Genomic DNA, 17,558 nt, shown 5'->3' with positions numbered 1-17,558 from the left:
TCCTCTTAAAAATCGATCATAATTACTGTTTTATCATCGGGTCTTATTCTATTTTCTCCTTCTAGTCTTTCAATGATTGCTACATACTCTTTTATACTATTCTTTCTTATATATACTACAGTTTGTTCTAACGACCACTCTGGATGGAACAATCCGTCCGAACAAATAAAGATTCCACTTACGTCAGCTACATGTAATTCCCCATGTTGTAAATAAGTCATTGCTTCTTTCATCCCATTTGCAACTGAGTAGCCGTTTGGCATATTTGCAAGATAGCGATTGTATTTTAACTGCTCCCGAACATCTTGAAAAACGTGTTCTTCCGGGACTAGTAAACCTTTTTTACGATTCTCTTCTCTCTTCTTTTTTGCACGTTTACTAATTCCCTTAACTGTATCTTTCGTTAATACTCTCATCGCTCCATCCTGAAGTATTGCAACGATCATACAATCACCTAACTGTGCATATTCAAGTTTCTCGCCTTCTATTTGAACTGCTGCAATACATGTACACCACAGATGATTTTTTTTTCTCGTATCAACCTTGTACTCTAGCATCTTGTTTTGCAATAATTCATTCACCTTTGCAACTTCACCTTGTAAACTATTAATCTCCCGTAACGAAGTAAAATGACTTGCAAATAAATGCGAAGCCATGTATGCTCCATTATGTCCTTCTTCATCACAAAACGGAACGAGCGGTGTTGCTCCATCACATACACCGTAAATCATTTTATCTTCATTACAAAAAAATGAATCCTCACACTCTTGTTTTAAAGGACTCTTCTGTTGGTACGTTGTTATCTTCATATCTATATCCCCCCTAAATTTTCAAACACTCGAATTATTTAGATTAATCTAATTTTCCGAAATAAACTGTTTTCCCCTAAAACTTTCAATTTCATATATAATCTTGAAATAATATGATTATTTAGTGAAGGACGGGAAAGAGATGGTCAGATTTCTTGGTGTTATTTTTGGTTCTATTATTATTGCAATTGCCTTTAATCTTTTCCTTATCCCCCATAAAATTTTAAGTAGTGGAATTGGCGGAATTGCCATTATTTTAGGAATTGCAACCCCTGTGAACACAGGCATTATTAACTTTGTATTGAACTTACCTATCCTTATTTTAGGATACATAGGTCTTGGAAAAAAAGTAATTTTTAACACAGTTGTCTCTGTAATTGTATTATCTGTTGCACTATACTATGTTCCTGTCAAAGTCGTAGCAACAGACCCACTTTTATCTTCTGTATTTGGCGGTGTCATCGCCGGCGCTGGTATTGGCCTTGTCTTTAACTGCCATGGTTCAACTGGTGGATTTGATATTATCGGTATGTTATTATCTCGTAAGCGAGATATTAAACTTGGTGGATTCCTTATTGGATTAAATACAGTTGTTGTTGTCATTGCAGGATTTTTCTTCACTTGGGATGTTGCCCTTACAAGCTTACTTTCAATTTATGTAACTGGTAAAGTAATTGATGCCGTTCATACAAAACATCGTAAAGTTACACTTATGATTGTAACAAATCAAGCGGAAGAAATGAAAAAAAAACTTCTTTCAACTGTAGTACGCGGAATTACGTTACTTGATGGTGAAGGTGCTTATTCAAACGAGAAAAAACGTGTACTTATGACAGTCGTTTCTCGTGAAGAGTTAGCAAGTATGAAACTAACGATTTCCAAAATTGATCCTCATGCATTCGTTAATATTACAGAAACTGTTGAAGTATTAGGATTGTTTAGAAAAGCATAAAAAACTAGGTGGACCTTCACCTAGTTTTTATTTTGCATAAATTCAATTCGATTTCCAAACGGATCTGATACGTAAAATCTAATCACATCTGGTCGTGCATTATCATCTATTACTTCAACACCTTGCTTTATTAGCTCTTGTTTAAATTCATCAATTTTTAAAACATAAAAAGCTGGATGCGCTTTTTTAGCTGGATTAAAGTTTTGCTCGACCCCAATATGAATCTCTTGATTTCCACACTTAAACCAACATCCGCCACGCTTCTTTAACTCTTCTGGTTTCGGAATTTCCTTCATACCAATTTTATTACCATAAAATTCTCGTGCTTCTTCTTCACATCCTACAGGTGCCGCCACTTGTACATGATCAATTCCTTGAATATAGCTTTTCATTTTTCTCCCCCTCTCTAGTCTAATGTTATAACGAAAATACATTCATGTAACTTACAAAAAATTAATAAAGCAATATAAGATTCTCTTATTACTACCTTTTATACCTTCCACTAAAAATAAAAAAAGAAAATTCACTATGTAATTTCCATTTTTTATAGAAATACACATCACACCTATATTATAGTTATTAATAGATCCATCTTTTTTAGATGCCAGTTGTACGGAGGAAATATTATGAGTCGTAAAAAATATTCATCTACTCAAAAAAAGCGTCACCCAAACATATCTGGGCGATTGCGAAACCATATACAAAACCGTTCTTTAGCAGAAATGTATGCATCTCTTTTTGAACATAACCCTGATAGTATTATTTCATTGAATTTAGAAGGAGTTATTTTACATATTAACCCCTCTGCTGAAAGAATATTAGGTTATACTTCTAACGAATTAGAGCGAAAAACAATCACTTCTATTTTAGAAGCACATATTTCTGATCAAGTACTACAATACATAAAAAATACTGCAGCTGATAATCAAAAAGAGTATATCGTCTCTATTTATCATAAAGACGGATATTTACTAGATGTCGTAACAAAACTAGTTCCTATTTTTGTTAAAAATCGTTTAACAGGTGTATACGCCATTATGAAACCCCTTGAAAAATCAGAAAGAATTGAGAAAGTATTACAAGAGAGTGAGAAACGATTACGCACATTAATGAATTCAATGCCTGCATTTGTTATTTTTAAGGATCATGAAGGACGCTGGCTTGAAGCGAATGACTATGCGCTTTCTTGTTTCAATTTCCATAACGTACCTTATCATGGAAAAAGAGATAATGAACTCATTCAATATAACGAAGCGTACCGCGAATCTTTTTTGCATTGTGAAGAAGTCGATGAACTAACATGGCAAAAAGGACAAATTCTTCACGGAGAGGAATTTATTATACATAGAGATGATTTCGACCTAGTTTTAAGTATTTCAAAGGTCCCACTCTTCCATCCTGATGGCTCACGCAAAGGTCTTATAGTGATGGGAAGGGACGTTACCGAACTAAAAGAAACTGAAAAGTTATTACGAAAATCCGAAAAGCTTGCAGTAGTAGGACAACTGACAGCTGGAATTGCCCATGAAATTAGAAACCCGCTCACTTCATTAAAAGGATTTTTAACATTATTACATCCAGAAATAAATGAGGAAAATAAATGGTATGTGGACGTTATGCTGAGTGAGATTTCACAAATGGAATCTATAACAAGCCAATTTATGGCGATGTCTAAACCACAAGTGTTATCTATTCATACATGCAACGTACAAACATTAATTGAAGAAGTTGTAACTTTTATTTTACCAACAGCGATTATGCATAGCGTTCATATCATTATGGACCATTTCGATTATATTTCTGACATTCAATGTGACAGTAATCAATTAAAACAAGTTTTTATTAACATATTAAAAAATGCGATTGAGGCGATGCCTGATGGTGGTAACATATTCATTCAAACAACTTCGTTAGAAAATGATTTTGTTTCAATACGCATTATCGATGAAGGTTGTGGGATTCCCGAAGAGCGCATGGCTCGTCTTGGCGAACCTTTTTATAGCTTGAAAGAAAAAGGAACTGGTCTCGGCTTAATGATGTGCTATAAAATCATTCAAGAGCATCACGGAAAATTATTCATTTCAAGTGAATTAAACATAGGAACAACTGTCGATATCCAATTACCAATTGCTACATCTCAGCCTGTAACAAACTCGTAACTATAAAAGGCATCTACAAGATGTTATAAGTAGTTCAGTTATTGTGGAAAACATCTACACTAATACGCTAAAAAGCTCAAAGTCCCTATATGACTCTGAGCTTTTTAGCGTATAAAACGTATTTCATTACAACCATTCTCTTCCATGTTCACGAATGAATTTAATATCATTTTCATAATGTTCAAGGTGTCCTTCATCTATCATTTTTTTGAAGTTCATATCGCCTTCTTTAGCTTTTCTTTTCATATATTTACATAACCCTTCTAATCGTAGCAATACCATCTCCAGATAATCTTCTTCCATACCCCCACCGTAAGATTCAAAAAATAATTTAACCCTTTGCTTTATACACTCCGCATGCTGTAATGAATTATAATAAACTGCCTCACCTGTTTCCGTATAATAAACTCTACTTAATGGGACACAAGTGTAAAGAGTATAGGCTATGTCCCAAAGTCTTGGTCCAGGACCAGCAACATCAAAATCAATAATACCTACTGGTTTTTCGTTATTAAAAATAATGTTATATATTGCAAAATCATTGTGGCATACAACCTCTATTTTATTTGGAGTATTATCCATTGGTTTCCAATCATCTGATAAAGGAAAATCACTCACAGCATCATGATAAAGACGGAGTATCTTCGCTATTTCTTTTAAAACACCATTAGACCACATGTACTCTTTTAAAGGATAATTACCAGCTTTCCCTTCAATAAATGATAATATCTCTCTATCTTTATCATCAATACCTAAAAACTTTGGTGCATAACTAAAACCTTTGTTTTCCAAATGATTTAATAGCTTATGAATTTTGGTACTGCCTTGCTTTAATTCTCGTCGAACAGTATCTTCCGAACGATATACGTTTGAGACATTCCCTCCCGTTAGCATTTCTTCATTTTCGTAGTTTGATATCTAATAGTTCCCCCTCATTATTAGAAAAATCGACACACTTAAAACAAATTGCCAATTATTCTACACTCCTGCTCATTAATAAAACAGGAACCCCTTTGCTTTTCTTTATATTTTAACATAACTTTCCTATTCTCTTTTAATTCCTTAAATTACAACAAAAAAATCGAGTATAAAATCTTTGTGATTTTATACTCGATTTAGTCTACTATTTATGCATGTGAAAACATTTTTTCATACCATTCTGTTGCCTTCTCTACTTCATTCATCGTTAATTGATGTCCTCTATTTTCCCAATGCATTGTTACATTAGCGTTTGCATTTTCTAATAGCATCTTCAATTCCTCTGACTCTGTCGATGAACAAATTGGATCATTTGTTCCAGCAGCAATAAACACTGCTTTCTCTACTAAATTAGGAAGTTCTATCCCTCTTCTTGGGACCATTGGATGATGAAGAATGGCACCTTTTAATGCATTCTCATAATGGAATAATAAACTCGCTGCAATATTTGCTCCATTTGAATACCCAACAGCTACGATATTATCTCTATCAAATTCATATGTTTTTGCTGCTTCATTTAAAAATTCATTTAATTCCTTCGTACGGAAAACAAGATCCTCTTCATCAAAAATACCTTCTGCTAATCGACGGAAGAAACGAGGCATCCCATTTTCTAATACATTTCCACGAACACTTAATACAGAAGCTTTTGGATCAATTCTTTCTGCAAGCGGTAATAAATCTAATTCATTTCCTCCCGTACCATGAAGCAATAATAGCGTTGGTTTTGACTCATCTTTTCCTTTTTGAAAAACATGTTTCATCATTTTTTCTCCCCTTTCAATTACTTATATAATTAGTCTAATTCTCTTACTTCAATTGGTAATAACCCTTGTTCGATCTGTTTTCTATGCTGATCATATCGCTCTGGTAATTTTAATTCCTCACCCATCGTCTTCTCCACGCCCTTTTTTATTTCATTATAAAAAACGTTTATTCGCTAAAATTCATTATTCATTTTGTCCATATGATAAAATTCAATCCACAATACTACTTTATCTCAATTTCGAGATGTCTCTCTAAAAAACTAACACATTTCATCTCTTTCAGTAATTATCTCGAATTCGAGATAATTTACAAAAAAAACTACAGTTCTTATGATTATATTTTAAATATTGATTTTATGATTTTGACTATCCTTCAAAAATATCTTGAATTCGAGATTTATTATAGTCTAATTAGTTTTTATTGTCAATGCGTATATCGTTTCATTTTTTCATCAAAAACAATATTCTGATAACTCATCTCCATCAAATAATTTGTTTGAAAAAGAGCAACAGACAAGCGGGAACATTCATATAATAAACTTCTACTTTTCCCATAATCAAAAAAGCCATACAAATGTATGACTTTTTACTCATTTTTTTGTTAAGCTACATATTTACTTTCCAATTACGGAAGGAAACAATTCCGAAAGTGGAACTACCCGCCCCATCTCATCTTTAAACACAATATGCTCTCTCGTTAAATGGCGCGGGCTCTTTACCCCCGCCGCTGCCGCTAATGAAAACAAACTATATCTCATACTAATAATGTAGTTCATTACCCTCCATTTCTTCTCATACGGATCTAACGCTTTTTGGTAGTGCGGATTCGTAGTTGCAACACCCGATGGGCATTGCCCTGAATTACATTGAAGCGCCATAATACAGCCACTTGCCATCATGAAGCCGCGTGCTGAATTTACGGCATCTGCACCTATAGCTAAAGCAATCGCTACTTTATCTGGTGTGATTAATTTCCCTGAGGCAAACACCTTTAATTTATCCCGAACACCGTAATGATTCGCCGTATCAATAAATGTAAGTAATGCCGGTATAAGTGGAAGCCCCATACTATCTGCCATCGATTTATACGTTGCACCTGATCCACCTTCTGAACCGTCGATTGTAATAAAATCTGGATAGATGTTTAATTCTTTCATTGTTTTTAATAAATCTTCCAAAGGCTTCTGTTGACCAATTACAATTTTCATGCCCACTGGTTTACCACCGTTTCCTTGCAAATCTTGAATAAAATATAAAGCCTCTGCCGCACTATTAATAAATGAAAATCGATTTGGCGAATTAATCGTTTCACCTTCTCGTACTTTCCGAACGGAAGCGATTTTCTCATTTACCTTCTGTCCTTCTAAATGACCACCACGTATTTTTGCTCCTTGCCCAAATTTCAATTCAAACGCTTTAATATTACTTTCTTTCGCCTTCTCCATAAATTCCTTCATCGAAAAATTCCCGTCCTCGTCACGGTACCCGAATAATCCCGGACCAATTTGCGCAACGATATTCGCACCCGTATGTAAATGTTCTGGAATTACGCCCCCTTCCCCAGTATTAATCCACGAACCACCTGCCATTTTTGCACCAAACCCAGCTGATAAAATATAATTTTCTCCAATCGCACCGTAAGATGTCGCTGACGCTCCAAACATCCCATACAGTTTCCATGGATATTTACGATTTTCGCCGACTATAATTGCATCATCTTCTTCATACAACCAAAGGTTTGTTGTATCCGCTGTCAATTTTTCTCTTCTTGAAAATAACCCTTCTTTATGAATTACATACTTTTTCCCCTCACGTTCTTGCGTAAGATTCACACTTAATTCATCTGTTAATATCGGAAATAATGTATTAGCAATATAATAGCCAGAAGCATCAAAATCTCGTTTTGATCCAAAACCAAGTATTTCAGAACGATATTTTGCTAGAAACATAACACTTTGAAAATCGTAGCGCGAAAAAGGCTTTCCGTCAGTATCATGATCAAACCAATATTGCCGAAATTCCGGGCCTATTTTTTCGAGTAAATAGCGCATTCTACCTAAGTATGGATGCAGTTTTAATATAGAATGATGCGTCCGTTTTTTAATAAAAAATGTAATGATAAAAAAGACAATTAAAAGTAGCATCAAAAAGAGCAATATACTAATAATAACGAGTAGCGCTTCACTCATTCCGCTTCCCCCTATATATGAAATTCCATAATAAAAAGAGAACACTCGATGTGTTCTCTTTTTATCCTTATTCACAATAACGTAGCAAGATGCTCTTTCGCGTCATATTCAACCAAACTTTCAGCATTTTTAATTCGATGAACAAAGTCTGGGTTAGCGATTAATGGTCTTCCGAACGCCGCTACATCAATTGTTCCTTCTTGCAATGCTTCTTCTGCCTCTTTCGGATTCAAATTACCCACTCCAACGATAGTACCCTCCCAATATTTTCTTACTAATTGATGAAAATTCTTTCCATCAGTAATAACTTGCGTATAATTCATCGTTGACGGATGGATCATCGTTAATCCAACTTCTTTGAACATATTTACGAACGTTTCAATCGCAAGCTCTGGATTTTCCCACATATAAGCAGGATTATCACCTTTAAATGCAGAGAAACGAAGAAGTGTTTTATCAGCTCCAACTGCTTCTATTACAGCCGCGGTTACTTCTTTCATAAATGTTAACCTTTGCTTTAAGTCACCACCATATTTATCTGTACGCTTATTTGCAAATTCATAAGTAAATTGATCAATTAAATATCCGTGTGCACCGTGAATTTCTACTCCATCAAATCCAGCTTCGATTGCGTTCTTTGCAGCTTGTGCATATTGACCGATAACTTCTTTTATTTCTTCTATTGTCATTGCTTCTGGTGTATCAAACGGTTTACGAAAACGCGGAACATTACCCTCCGCAGCAATAGCAGACGGCGCTTGTGGCATTTGATCACCAATTATTTCGTGATGACTCATACGTCCAACATGCCATATTTGAGCAATAATCGTTCCGCCTTCTTTATGTACTGCCTCTGTAACAGGTTTCCAAGAATCAACTTGCTCTTTCGTATAAATACCTGGTACTCCCGGATTCCCTTTTGCTCTTGGGCTAATGACGATTCCTTCTGTAATAATTAATCCAACCCCATCAGCAGCACGCTTTCGGTAATATCGGGCTACGTCAGCACCAACTTCGCCAGTCTCATTATTTGCAAAACATCTCGTCATCGGTGCCATCGCTATGCGATTGTGAAGAGACCAAGATCCAATTTGAATCGGATCAAACAGCTTTGTTTCATCGATATTTTCAAAAGATCCCCAATTATTTATATTTGTTCCTGCATAAATATTTGCTGCTTTATTGTTTGAACTTGTCATTTTTCTTCCTCCTTATAAAAAACTTACTATAATCGCATCATACTTACTTTTAAATAGTAACGTCAATTTATATGTCTTTACTATTAAACATTCGTATATTAAACAAACAGAATGATAAAAACAAAAATTAAAAAGGTTTCCTAATTAGGAAACCTTTTTTAGTTGACCATATAAGGCTAACAATTCGTTTATCTCTTTTACATAAAGAAAATAAACAATTATTATCTCCTCACATATGGAAAATCTCTTAACAATAGAAATGAGAGTGGCTCAGTATTCTTCTAAAAATAAAAACTTATATATACCTAAAACAATGAAAGCCCTACCTCTCTTTCATCCTTACGGCTCCTTGTCCGTGCCAGTGTGAATCAGGATTGCAAAAATTAAGTAACTATTTTATCAAAGTAGCTAATTAAACTTCGAACATTCGTAAAAGAAATTAAAAAATAAAAATGGATTAAATTGTAGTAATAATAAAAGAGGTTAATGCTTTAAAAGTGGTTTGAAAGAGTTGAATGTCTTTGAAATGATTGATTTTCTATAATTATATTCCCAAAAAATTCAAGATCTTTTTTGGGATGTAATATATTATTTGTAATGAACCTTAACAAAAGCTTTTTATTTGATTTTCTGTGATACCTTCAATTAATCCCAGTTCACTAATCAAAAATTCATGTGCGTTATCTAACATTTTCTTTTCGCTTGCATTAAGTGCTTTTTCTTTCTGCATACGTAATAAATCACGTACAACTTCAGCACCTTCTTGTATTTTACCCGTTTTTATTTTATCTGTATTCAATTTATACCTTTGTTTCCACGTCAGTAATCTGTCTGATTCTCCATGTTGAAAAATATCTATTATGTTTGTTAATGCCTTTATATCCGTAACTGGTCGTATATTTGAACTCAATATTTTTCCCATAGGAATCATTACTTCCATATTACTAGCCGACATTTTTATGACATAATACTGTTTTTTTTCTCCTGAGATTTCCTTTTCTTCTATGGCTTTAATTATACCTGCTCCGTGCATTGGATAAACGATGTTATCGCCAATTTGAAACAAATAATCCACCTCCATATATGGTAACCTTCTCAATCTTAACACATATTTATTTTTTTAGCAAAATTTTTATAATATCACAAAATTATTTTCTATGTCAATTTATTTACACATAAAAATTCAAGCTGTACAGAAACACTAAAAAACCCGCGATTTTGTTACATTTCCACACCCATTTTCTCCAATTTTATATACCTTGTAAAACAAAAAAATACATCACTACATATAAGTAGCGATGTATTTTTATATAATGTGCAACATGAAAGACAGAAACAGTTACTTCAAAACTTCACACACACGATTCTTCGCTTATATACTAACCTGTTTACTAATCGTTTCTCGTGCTAAAAGAAAACTCATAATCACTTGCGCAGCTACTCTACTCGTCATATCCCTAAAATCAAGAGTTGGATCAATTTCTACTATATCCACCCCTTGAACTAGTGGCTCTTTACCAAGGAATTCAATTGCATCAAGTAAAGTTGTACTATCCATTCCACCAGGGCCAATTGCTGGACAGCCTGGCGCAAACGCTTGGTCTAGTACGTCCATATCAAGAGAAATATAAATAGAAGTCACACCTTGTTTTCTTAATACTTCAATACTTTCTGAAATAAGATCTTTTATTTCTCGCTCTCTTACATCTTTCATTGTATACACTGTCACGCCATGCTCTTTTGCATATTCATGGTACGCTCGTGCATTTGAAAAATTACGAATCCCAATTTGAACGAGTTGTTTTCCTGTAATCACACCATTTTCTAGCAAACTACGGAACGGTGTACCATTTGATGGACCACCATCATCTAGATTACGTAAATCATGATGGGCATCAAATTGAATAATACCGACCTTCCCTTTACTATTTGCAAAACCAGTTATACTCGGAAAACTAATCGAGTGGTCACCACCAAGAACGATTGGTATCATTTTCGGATTTACTTTCGTCAAATGACCAACTGTTTTCGCAATTCGGTTATGACTCTCTTTTATATCTGTAACATGCATCGTAATATCACCGCAATCATGAAGAACACTTTCTTTCATGTCGTGTTCTTCTGTAATTGCGTACGTGCTATATGCATCTAACATTGAACGAATCGTTTTCGGTGCAAAACATGCTCCTGAATGACTAATAGACGGTTTAGAAAGAGGCGCTCCAATTAAAGCAGCACCGAATATTTCTACGCCTTCCTCCCAATCTTTAATCATCTCACTCCATTTCGTCACTTCACGATCGATAAACTTTGCATTTTTCTTTAAATAGTGGCCGTGCTCCACGATTGTTCACCTCTTGTATATGCGATATTACCGTTCTTCCATACTGTGTTCACATGGCTTACTCCGTAATGATATGGTACGTAAGCATAATTATAAGCATCCCATAAAACTAAATCTGCCTTACGACCAACTCTAATTTTCCCAGCTACATCACCACGATTAATTGCGTAAGATGAGTTAACCGTTACAGCATTCCACACTTCTTCTGGTGTCATTTTCAGTTTCAGCATCGCAATGCTCATAATAAGCTGAATGTTTTCAGTTGGACAGCTACCTGGATTAAAGTCTGTAGCTAAAGCAACTGCAACACCTTCATCGATCATTTTTCGGCCGCGTGCGAAACTTTCTTTATTTAAATAGAAAGTTGTTCCTGGTAATAAAGTTGCTACTGTATTAGAGTTTGCAAGCATTTCAATTCCTTTATCAGAAGCGCCAACTAAATGGTCCGCTGATGCTGCACCGATTTCAGCCGCTGCTTCCGCACCACCAAGAGGGTCGATTTCATCTGCATGAATTTTCACATCAAAGCCAAGCTCTTTCGCTTTTAATAAAAATTCTTTCGATTCTTCTACAGAGAACACACCTGTTTCACAGAAAATATCAACAAACTCAGCTAATTGCTTCTCTTTCATTTCTGGTAATAAATCTAGCATCCATTGTAAAAATTCTTTCGATCTTCCTTTGTACTCTTTCGGAACTGCATGCGCCCCTAAAAATGTTGAAACTAAATCGATTGGGTGCTCTTTTTGTAATTGTGCAGTTGCCTCTAATTGTTTCCATTCCGTCTCATCATCTAGTCCGTAACCACTCTTCGCTTCTACAGTTGTAACCCCGAAAGATAGCATACGGTCTAAATGGAATTTAGCTTTTTGAACTAGTTCTTCTTTCGATGCCTGTTTCGTTGCATTTACAGTCGAAAGAATCCCTCCGCCTTTTTCTAAAATTTCTAAGTACGGAACTCCTTGTAATTTCAGCGCGATTTCATTTTCACGAGATCCACCAAATACAAGATGAGTATGCGGATCTACAAGACCAGGAGAAACCATTTTCCCGCCGCAATCAATAACTTCTTTCGCTTGTAATCCTTTAGCTTCTTCGGCTGTTCCAACGAAAGTAATTACGCCATTTTCAATTCCAACAGCACCATTTTCAATTACAGGAAGCGTGTTCATCGCTTCCCGTCTTAACAAACCATCTTCTTGATCCATTGTTAGTAATTGACCGATATTTATTAGTAAAGTGTCCAGCATGTTTCTTCCTCCTTATTTCATCATTGGAATGTTAACGCCTTTTTCTTTCGCAGTTTGAACCGCTAAGTCATAACCTGCATCAACGTGACGAACAACACCCATACCAGGGTCAGAAGTTAATACACGTTCAATACGTTTTGCCGCTGCTTCTGTTCCATCTGCAACGATAACCATTCCAGCGTGAAGTGAATAACCCATACCAACGCCACCACCGTGGTGAACTGATACCCAGCTTGCACCGTTTACACTGTTAATTAATGCATTTAAAATTGGCCAGTCTGCTACTGCATCACTACCGTCTTTCATAGATTCTGTTTCACGGTTTGGAGATGCTACTGATCCGCAATCTAAATGGTCACGGCCGATAACGATCGGTGCTGATAATTCACCATTAGCCACCATTTCATTAATAATGCGGCCAAATTTTGCACGCTCGCCATAACCAAGCCAACAAATGCGTGATGGAAGACCTTGGAACTCAACTTGCTGACGTGCCATACGAATCCAATTACATAAATGCTCATTATCCGCGAACTCGCGTAAAATAACTTCGTCTGTTTTATAAATATCTTCTGGATCACCAGAAAGTGCTACCCAGCGGAATGGTCCTTTTCCTTCACAGAATAATGGACGGATAAATGCTGGAACGAATCCTGGGAAATCGAAAGCTTTTTTTAATCCTTCATCGAAAGCAACTTGGCGAATGTTATTTCCGTAATCAAATGTAATCGCACCTTTTTCTTGCATTGCAAGCATTGCTTCTACATGTTTTTTCATACTTTCTTTTGATAATTGTACATAACGTTCTGGATCTTCTTCACGAAGCTTCGATGCTTCTTCTAACGTGTAACCTACTGGAATATAACCGTTTAATGGATCATGAGCAGATGTTTGATCCGTAACTAAATCTGGCGTAATATTACGCTTCACTAGCTCTGGTAAAATCTCTGCCGCATTTCCTAGCAATCCAATTGAAATCGGTTCTTTCTTCTCTTTATACTCGTTCGCAATAGTTAACGCTTCTTCTAAAGATTCTGTATACAGATCACAATATCTCTTTTCAATACGACGATCGATACTACGCTTATCTACATCAATAGCAATTACAACACCGCCGTTCATCGTTACAGCAAGCGGTTGTGCACCACCCATACCACCTAAACCAGCAGTAAGTGTTACTGTACCTTTTAATGAACCATCGAAATGTTGACGTGCCGCTTCACCAAATGTTTCATATGTTCCTTGTAAAATCCCTTGTGTTCCAATATAAATCCAGCTACCCGCTGTCATTTGTCCGTACATCATAAGACCTTTTTTCTCTAGTTCACGGAAGTGATCCCAGTTCGCCCATTTTGGTACTAAGTTTGAGTTCGCTAAAAGAACGCGAGGCGCATCTTCATGTGATTTAAAAATTGCAACTGGTTTTCCTGATTGAACAAGTAACGTTTCGTCGCTTTCTAACGTTTTTAATGAATCAACAATTGCATGGTAGCTTTCCCAGTTACGAGCTGCACGGCCAATTCCGCCGTATACAACTAATTCTTCTGGTTTTTCAGCAACTTCAGGATCTAAATTGTTCATTAACATACGAAGTGCAGCTTCTTGAACCCACCCTTTCGTTTGTAATTCAGTACCTCTTGGCGCACGAATTGTTTGTTTTACATTTTCCATTTCAATCTCTCCCTTTTCTCATTTTATAGTGCTGCGTTTACATCTAATCTTTCTTTTATCGAATAATTCGTTTTTAACCAATGCGTAATATTTTCAATATCCGTTGAGAATATGCGATCATTTGTAATAGAAGGTACTTGCTGACGACCTTGATGGTAGAAGCTCTTCGTCACTGTACTCATGTTTTCAATTCCTCGATATTCTGCTGCTTGCATCGCACAGATCATCTCAATTGCAAGAACGCGTCTTGCATTTTGAATAATTTGATGTGCATGACGTGAAGCAATTGTTCCCATACTTACGTGATCTTCTTGATTAGCTGACGATGGAATGGAATCTACACTCGCCGGATGTGCTAACGTTTTATTTTCTGAAACAAGTGATGCCGCTGCATATTGCATAATCATTGCACCAGACTGAAGTCCTGGCTCTGGACTTAAAAATGGTGGTAAGTCATTTAATTGCGGATTTACTAGGCGCTCAATACGACGCTCTGAAATATTAGCAAGTTCCGCCATTCCTACTTTTAAGAAGTCCATCGCAAATGCAATCGGTTGTCCGTGGAAATTACCACCAGAAATTACTTTTTCCCCGCCATCAAAAATAAGCGGATTATCTGTTGCTGCATTCATTTCAATTTCTAATTTTTCTTTCACATAATTTAAAACTTGCCAAGAAGCACCGTGCACTTGCGGGATACAACGAAGTGAATATGCATCTTGTACCCGAAGTTCTCCTTGCTTTGTAATAAGTTTACTATCATGAAGAACGTCACGAATTCTGCTTGCTACTTCTACTTGTTCTTTATAACCACGTGCTTTATGAACATTTTCATCAAATGCATCAATAATGCCGCGCAATCCCTCAATTGTCATAGAAGCAATTAATTCAGATTGATAAGCCGTTGCTTCAGCTTCTATATAAGAAAGAACTCCTTGCGCTGTCATCGCCTGCGTACCATTGATTAACGCAAGACCTTCTTTTGCTTCAAGTTCAATAGGTTCAAGTCCTTCTTCTGTAAGAGCAACCATCGCATGAACTCGTTTTCCTTTGTAGAACACTTCACCTTCACCTAATAAAACGAGAGCAAGATGAGATAAAGGTGCTAAATCACCGCTCGCTCCTAGTGAACCTTGTTGCGGAACGACTGGATGAATTTTACGATTTACAAACTCAAGAAGCATATTTACAACAAGCGGTCTAACACCAGATACTCCTTTTAACATCGTGTTCGCTCGTAAAATTAACATACCGCGTGATACCTCTTCCGGGAATGGATCGCCTATTCCGCACGCATGTGATTGAATTAAATTGTGCTGAAGTGCCTTTACATCATCTTTTTGAATAAGCACATCACTAAACTTTCCAAATCCAGTTGTAATACCGTAAACGACTTTTCCGTCCTCCACGATTTTCTCAACTACTTCGCGGCACTCCGCTACCTTTTGCATACTATTTGGACAAGCTGTTACACCTTCACCTTCAAGTAACAACCTCTTCATTTCTTCAACTGTCAATGTGTGTCCTGTTAACGTAATCATTCTTTTTCCTCCTTATAAAGGCAAAAGGGGACCTTATCTTTTTAAGACAGACTTCTGTCCTAAAAAATAAGGCCCCCTTCTAACTAATAGACTATGGGCAAATCATATGTGATTAATTCCTAAACCAATCGCCTCATGCTCAGATCCTTTTACAGGTGCACCAATCGTTCCATAAAGTGCAACAGCAACCCATTCGCCTTCTTTTTTTCCGTCGTATGGTGTACCGCGCACAATCGCAAAGCGAAGTCCTACTGTACGAAGAACGTCTGCTAACTGAATTTGACCTCTCGTCACTCCGTACAAAGCTTCCATAATTGCATGATAAAGTGCATGTGTTTCTCTGTAAACATCTGTTTCAATAACTCGGTTGCTCTTAGCCGCTGTTTCCATTGCTGCTACTACTTTTTGCGAATTCATAGAACCAACTTTCCCAGTACAATATTTCCAACCTTTTGGAATAGATAATACAGGGCTTTCATTCTCATCCGCAAGCGCCAACAGCATGGCCATACGACCAATTCGATGTGTTCCTTGAAGAAGCATGTGACTCTCTCATTTCTTTTGAATTATTTGAATATTACTTAATTTAAGAATATATGAAAACGGTTAAACCGTCAATAGTTTAAAATATTATTCAAGCATTTTTTTATCTCTCTCATACTTGTGTACACAATTTATTTACAGATTTTTTTCAGACGTGCTATAGTCTCACTAACAGATGCAAAGGGGCGAGATTTCAGTGGCGAAGCGAAAAGATATTCATTTTCGAATTGAAGAAAAATTACTTGCAAGGTTTGAAGACGCACTCCATTACGAAGCTTTAAGGAAAACAGACGTATTAACACATGCGATCCAGCAATTTTGCATAAAGGTGGAATGTGAAAAAATGAATGATGTAAAACGCCAATACAACGTGAGTAACCATTTACAAACACGTATCGATACGCATAAACATTTCGAAGAGAAACAAGTGAATGTAGATGAAGTCGTCATTGAACATTTACAACTTCAAGGGGAAGAAAAAATATTAGAGGTCGGTTGTGCTAACGGAAAATTCCTTTCCCTTTTGCAAAACAATGGTCATAAAGGCCCGTTAACTGGCTTTGACCAATCAGAAACCATGCTTTCTGAAGCGGCTATACAGAATAATATGATCGAATGGAAACTCGGCGATGCTAGTAAACTTCCTTTCGAAGCTAATTGTTATGATTGGATAATCGCAAGACATATGTTATACCACATGAAAGATGTCGAAAAAACTATTCAAGGATTCCATAAAGTAATTCGTCCTGGCGGCGCCCTTTTAGCTACAACAAACTCTAAAGTTTCATTGCCTCGTATAGATGAAATGTGTAACAAAATGTTAGTCGCATTTGATTTACCAAAAACATCACCGTCAGCAGCTCCATTTTGTTTAGAGAATGGTAAAGAGCTATTACACTCTGTTTTTCCAACTGTTGAAGAAACAATTATTCATAATGCACTTGTTTTTCATCGCGCCACTCCAATCGTAAACTATATTTCTAGCATGTTTCCGTCGCTGAATATACCTGATAATATGTCTCTTCACACCGAAATGAAGGACTGGCTGAAAAAAGAAATAGAAAATGAATTAACAATTCATGACGGTATTTGGAGCGATCCGAAAACGTTAGTGATTTATCGATGTAAAAAGGAAAAAAGCTAGCATTTGCTAGCT

Annotated in this window: 15 protein-coding genes and 1 pseudogene; 3 read left to right on the top strand and 13 right to left on the bottom strand. The window is 36.1% G+C overall.

Annotated features, from left to right (window positions below; genetic code table 11):
* Positions 1–5 precede the first annotated feature (5 nt).
* The gene (locus MR071_RS05950) at positions 6–809 is read right to left on the bottom strand and encodes a protein phosphatase 2C domain-containing protein (protein ID WP_242235388.1); all 804 of its coding nucleotides are present in this window, start codon (positions 807–809) and stop codon (positions 6–8) included.
* Positions 810–951: 142 nt separating this feature from the next.
* Here MR071_RS05950 and MR071_RS05945 point away from each other — a divergent pair, with 142 nt between their 5' ends.
* A complete protein-coding gene (locus MR071_RS05945) occupies positions 952–1,761 on the top strand; it encodes a YitT family protein (RefSeq protein WP_105585296.1) in 810 nt (269 codons plus the stop codon).
* Positions 1,762–1,781: 20 nt separating this feature from the next.
* On the opposite strand, the gene MR071_RS05940 is transcribed toward MR071_RS05945, so the two are convergent.
* Entirely contained in the window at positions 1,782–2,153 is a 372-nt protein-coding gene (locus tag MR071_RS05940; protein WP_002111168.1) for a VOC family protein, read from the bottom strand.
* A gap of 234 nt (positions 2,154–2,387) precedes the next feature.
* Here MR071_RS05940 and MR071_RS05935 point away from each other — a divergent pair, with 234 nt between their 5' ends.
* Positions 2,388–3,920 (top strand): BA3702 family sensor histidine kinase, encoded by a 1,533-nt coding sequence (locus tag MR071_RS05935; RefSeq protein ID WP_105585297.1) that lies wholly within the window; start codon positions 2,388–2,390, stop codon positions 3,918–3,920.
* A gap of 126 nt (positions 3,921–4,046) precedes the next feature.
* Here MR071_RS05935 and MR071_RS05930 read toward each other — a convergent pair whose 3' ends face one another.
* The 11 genes and pseudogenes from MR071_RS05930 to hutP form a co-directional block, all read right to left on the bottom strand.
* Complete coding sequence (locus MR071_RS05930) at positions 4,047–4,838, bottom strand: phosphotransferase (protein ID WP_105585298.1); 792 nt, start codon at positions 4,836–4,838, stop codon at positions 4,047–4,049.
* Between the two features lie 209 nt (positions 4,839–5,047).
* A complete protein-coding gene (locus MR071_RS05925) occupies positions 5,048–5,662 on the bottom strand; it encodes an alpha/beta hydrolase (protein WP_105585440.1) in 615 nt (204 codons plus the stop codon).
* Positions 5,663–5,694: 32 nt separating this feature from the next.
* Positions 5,695–5,796: pseudogene (locus MR071_RS05920) on the bottom strand (ring-cleaving dioxygenase); the annotation flags it as partial.
* Positions 5,797–6,279: 483 nt separating this feature from the next.
* Complete coding sequence (locus MR071_RS05915; protein ID WP_105585299.1) at positions 6,280–7,854, bottom strand: FMN-binding glutamate synthase family protein; 1,575 nt, start codon at positions 7,852–7,854, stop codon at positions 6,280–6,282.
* Positions 7,855–7,925: 71 nt separating this feature from the next.
* A complete protein-coding gene (locus MR071_RS05910) occupies positions 7,926–9,053 on the bottom strand; it encodes an alkene reductase (protein ID WP_105585300.1) in 1,128 nt (375 codons plus the stop codon).
* Positions 9,054–9,657: 604 nt separating this feature from the next.
* The gene (locus MR071_RS05905) at positions 9,658–10,119 is read right to left on the bottom strand and encodes a CarD family transcriptional regulator (RefSeq protein ID WP_181149476.1); all 462 of its coding nucleotides are present in this window, start codon (positions 10,117–10,119) and stop codon (positions 9,658–9,660) included.
* 306 nt (positions 10,120–10,425) lie between these two features.
* Positions 10,426–11,397, bottom strand: a complete 972-nt coding sequence (gene hutG, locus MR071_RS05900) for a formimidoylglutamase (protein ID WP_193657768.1) — start codon at positions 11,395–11,397, stop codon at positions 10,426–10,428.
* Positions 11,376–12,647: an imidazolonepropionase gene (hutI, locus tag MR071_RS05895; RefSeq protein WP_105585303.1), complete on the bottom strand. Its 1,272-nt coding sequence runs from the start codon at positions 12,645–12,647 to the stop codon at positions 11,376–11,378. The genes hutG and hutI overlap by 22 nt, the downstream gene beginning before the upstream one ends.
* A 12-nt stretch (positions 12,648–12,659) precedes the next feature.
* Positions 12,660–14,318 (bottom strand): urocanate hydratase, encoded by a 1,659-nt coding sequence (gene hutU, locus MR071_RS05890; RefSeq protein ID WP_105585304.1) that lies wholly within the window; start codon positions 14,316–14,318, stop codon positions 12,660–12,662.
* A 23-nt stretch (positions 14,319–14,341) separates the two neighbouring features.
* Complete coding sequence (hutH, locus tag MR071_RS05885) at positions 14,342–15,859, bottom strand: histidine ammonia-lyase (protein ID WP_242235386.1); 1,518 nt, start codon at positions 15,857–15,859, stop codon at positions 14,342–14,344.
* Positions 15,860–15,961: 102 nt separating this feature from the next.
* Positions 15,962–16,402 (bottom strand): hut operon transcriptional regulator HutP, encoded by a 441-nt coding sequence (gene hutP, locus MR071_RS05880; RefSeq protein ID WP_000926519.1) that lies wholly within the window; start codon positions 16,400–16,402, stop codon positions 15,962–15,964.
* A 196-nt stretch (positions 16,403–16,598) separates the two neighbouring features.
* Here hutP and MR071_RS05875 point away from each other — a divergent pair, with 196 nt between their 5' ends.
* Positions 16,599–17,546: a class I SAM-dependent methyltransferase gene (locus MR071_RS05875; protein WP_105585306.1), complete on the top strand. Its 948-nt coding sequence runs from the start codon at positions 16,599–16,601 to the stop codon at positions 17,544–17,546.
* The last annotated feature ends 12 nt before the right edge of the window (positions 17,547–17,558 follow it).

Source organism: Bacillus cereus group sp. BfR-BA-01316 (genome assembly GCF_022664195.1).
In the GTDB taxonomy this organism is placed as follows: Bacteria; Bacillota; Bacilli; order Bacillales; family Bacillaceae_G; genus Bacillus_A.
This window is presented reverse-complemented; position numbering and strand designations above follow the sequence as displayed.

Coding starts and splice junctions, on each gene's coding strand:
- MR071_RS05935 (WP_105585297.1), top strand. CDS start 2,388: ATGAGTCGTAAAAAATATTCATCTACTCAAAAAAAGCGTCACCCAAAC.
- MR071_RS05910 (WP_105585300.1), bottom strand. CDS start 9,053: ATGACAAGTTCAAACAATAAAGCAGCAAATATTTATGCAGGAACAAAT.
- hutU (WP_105585304.1), bottom strand. CDS start 14,318: ATGGAAAATGTAAAACAAACAATTCGTGCGCCAAGAGGTACTGAATTA.
- MR071_RS05940 (WP_002111168.1), bottom strand. CDS start 2,153: ATGAAAAGCTATATTCAAGGAATTGATCATGTACAAGTGGCGGCACCT.
- hutI (WP_105585303.1), bottom strand. CDS start 12,647: ATGCTGGACACTTTACTAATAAATATCGGTCAATTACTAACAATGGAT.
- MR071_RS05945 (WP_105585296.1), top strand. CDS start 952: ATGGTCAGATTTCTTGGTGTTATTTTTGGTTCTATTATTATTGCAATT.
- MR071_RS05925 (WP_105585440.1), bottom strand. CDS start 5,662: ATGAAACATGTTTTTCAAAAAGGAAAAGATGAGTCAAAACCAACGCTA.
- hutH (WP_242235386.1), bottom strand. CDS start 15,859: ATGATTACGTTAACAGGACACACATTGACAGTTGAAGAAATGAAGAGG.
- hutP (WP_000926519.1), bottom strand. CDS start 16,402: ATGCTTCTTCAAGGAACACATCGAATTGGTCGTATGGCCATGCTGTTG.
- MR071_RS05950 (WP_242235388.1), bottom strand. CDS start 809: ATGAAGATAACAACGTACCAACAGAAGAGTCCTTTAAAACAAGAGTGT.
- MR071_RS05915 (WP_105585299.1), bottom strand. CDS start 7,854: ATGAGTGAAGCGCTACTCGTTATTATTAGTATATTGCTCTTTTTGATG.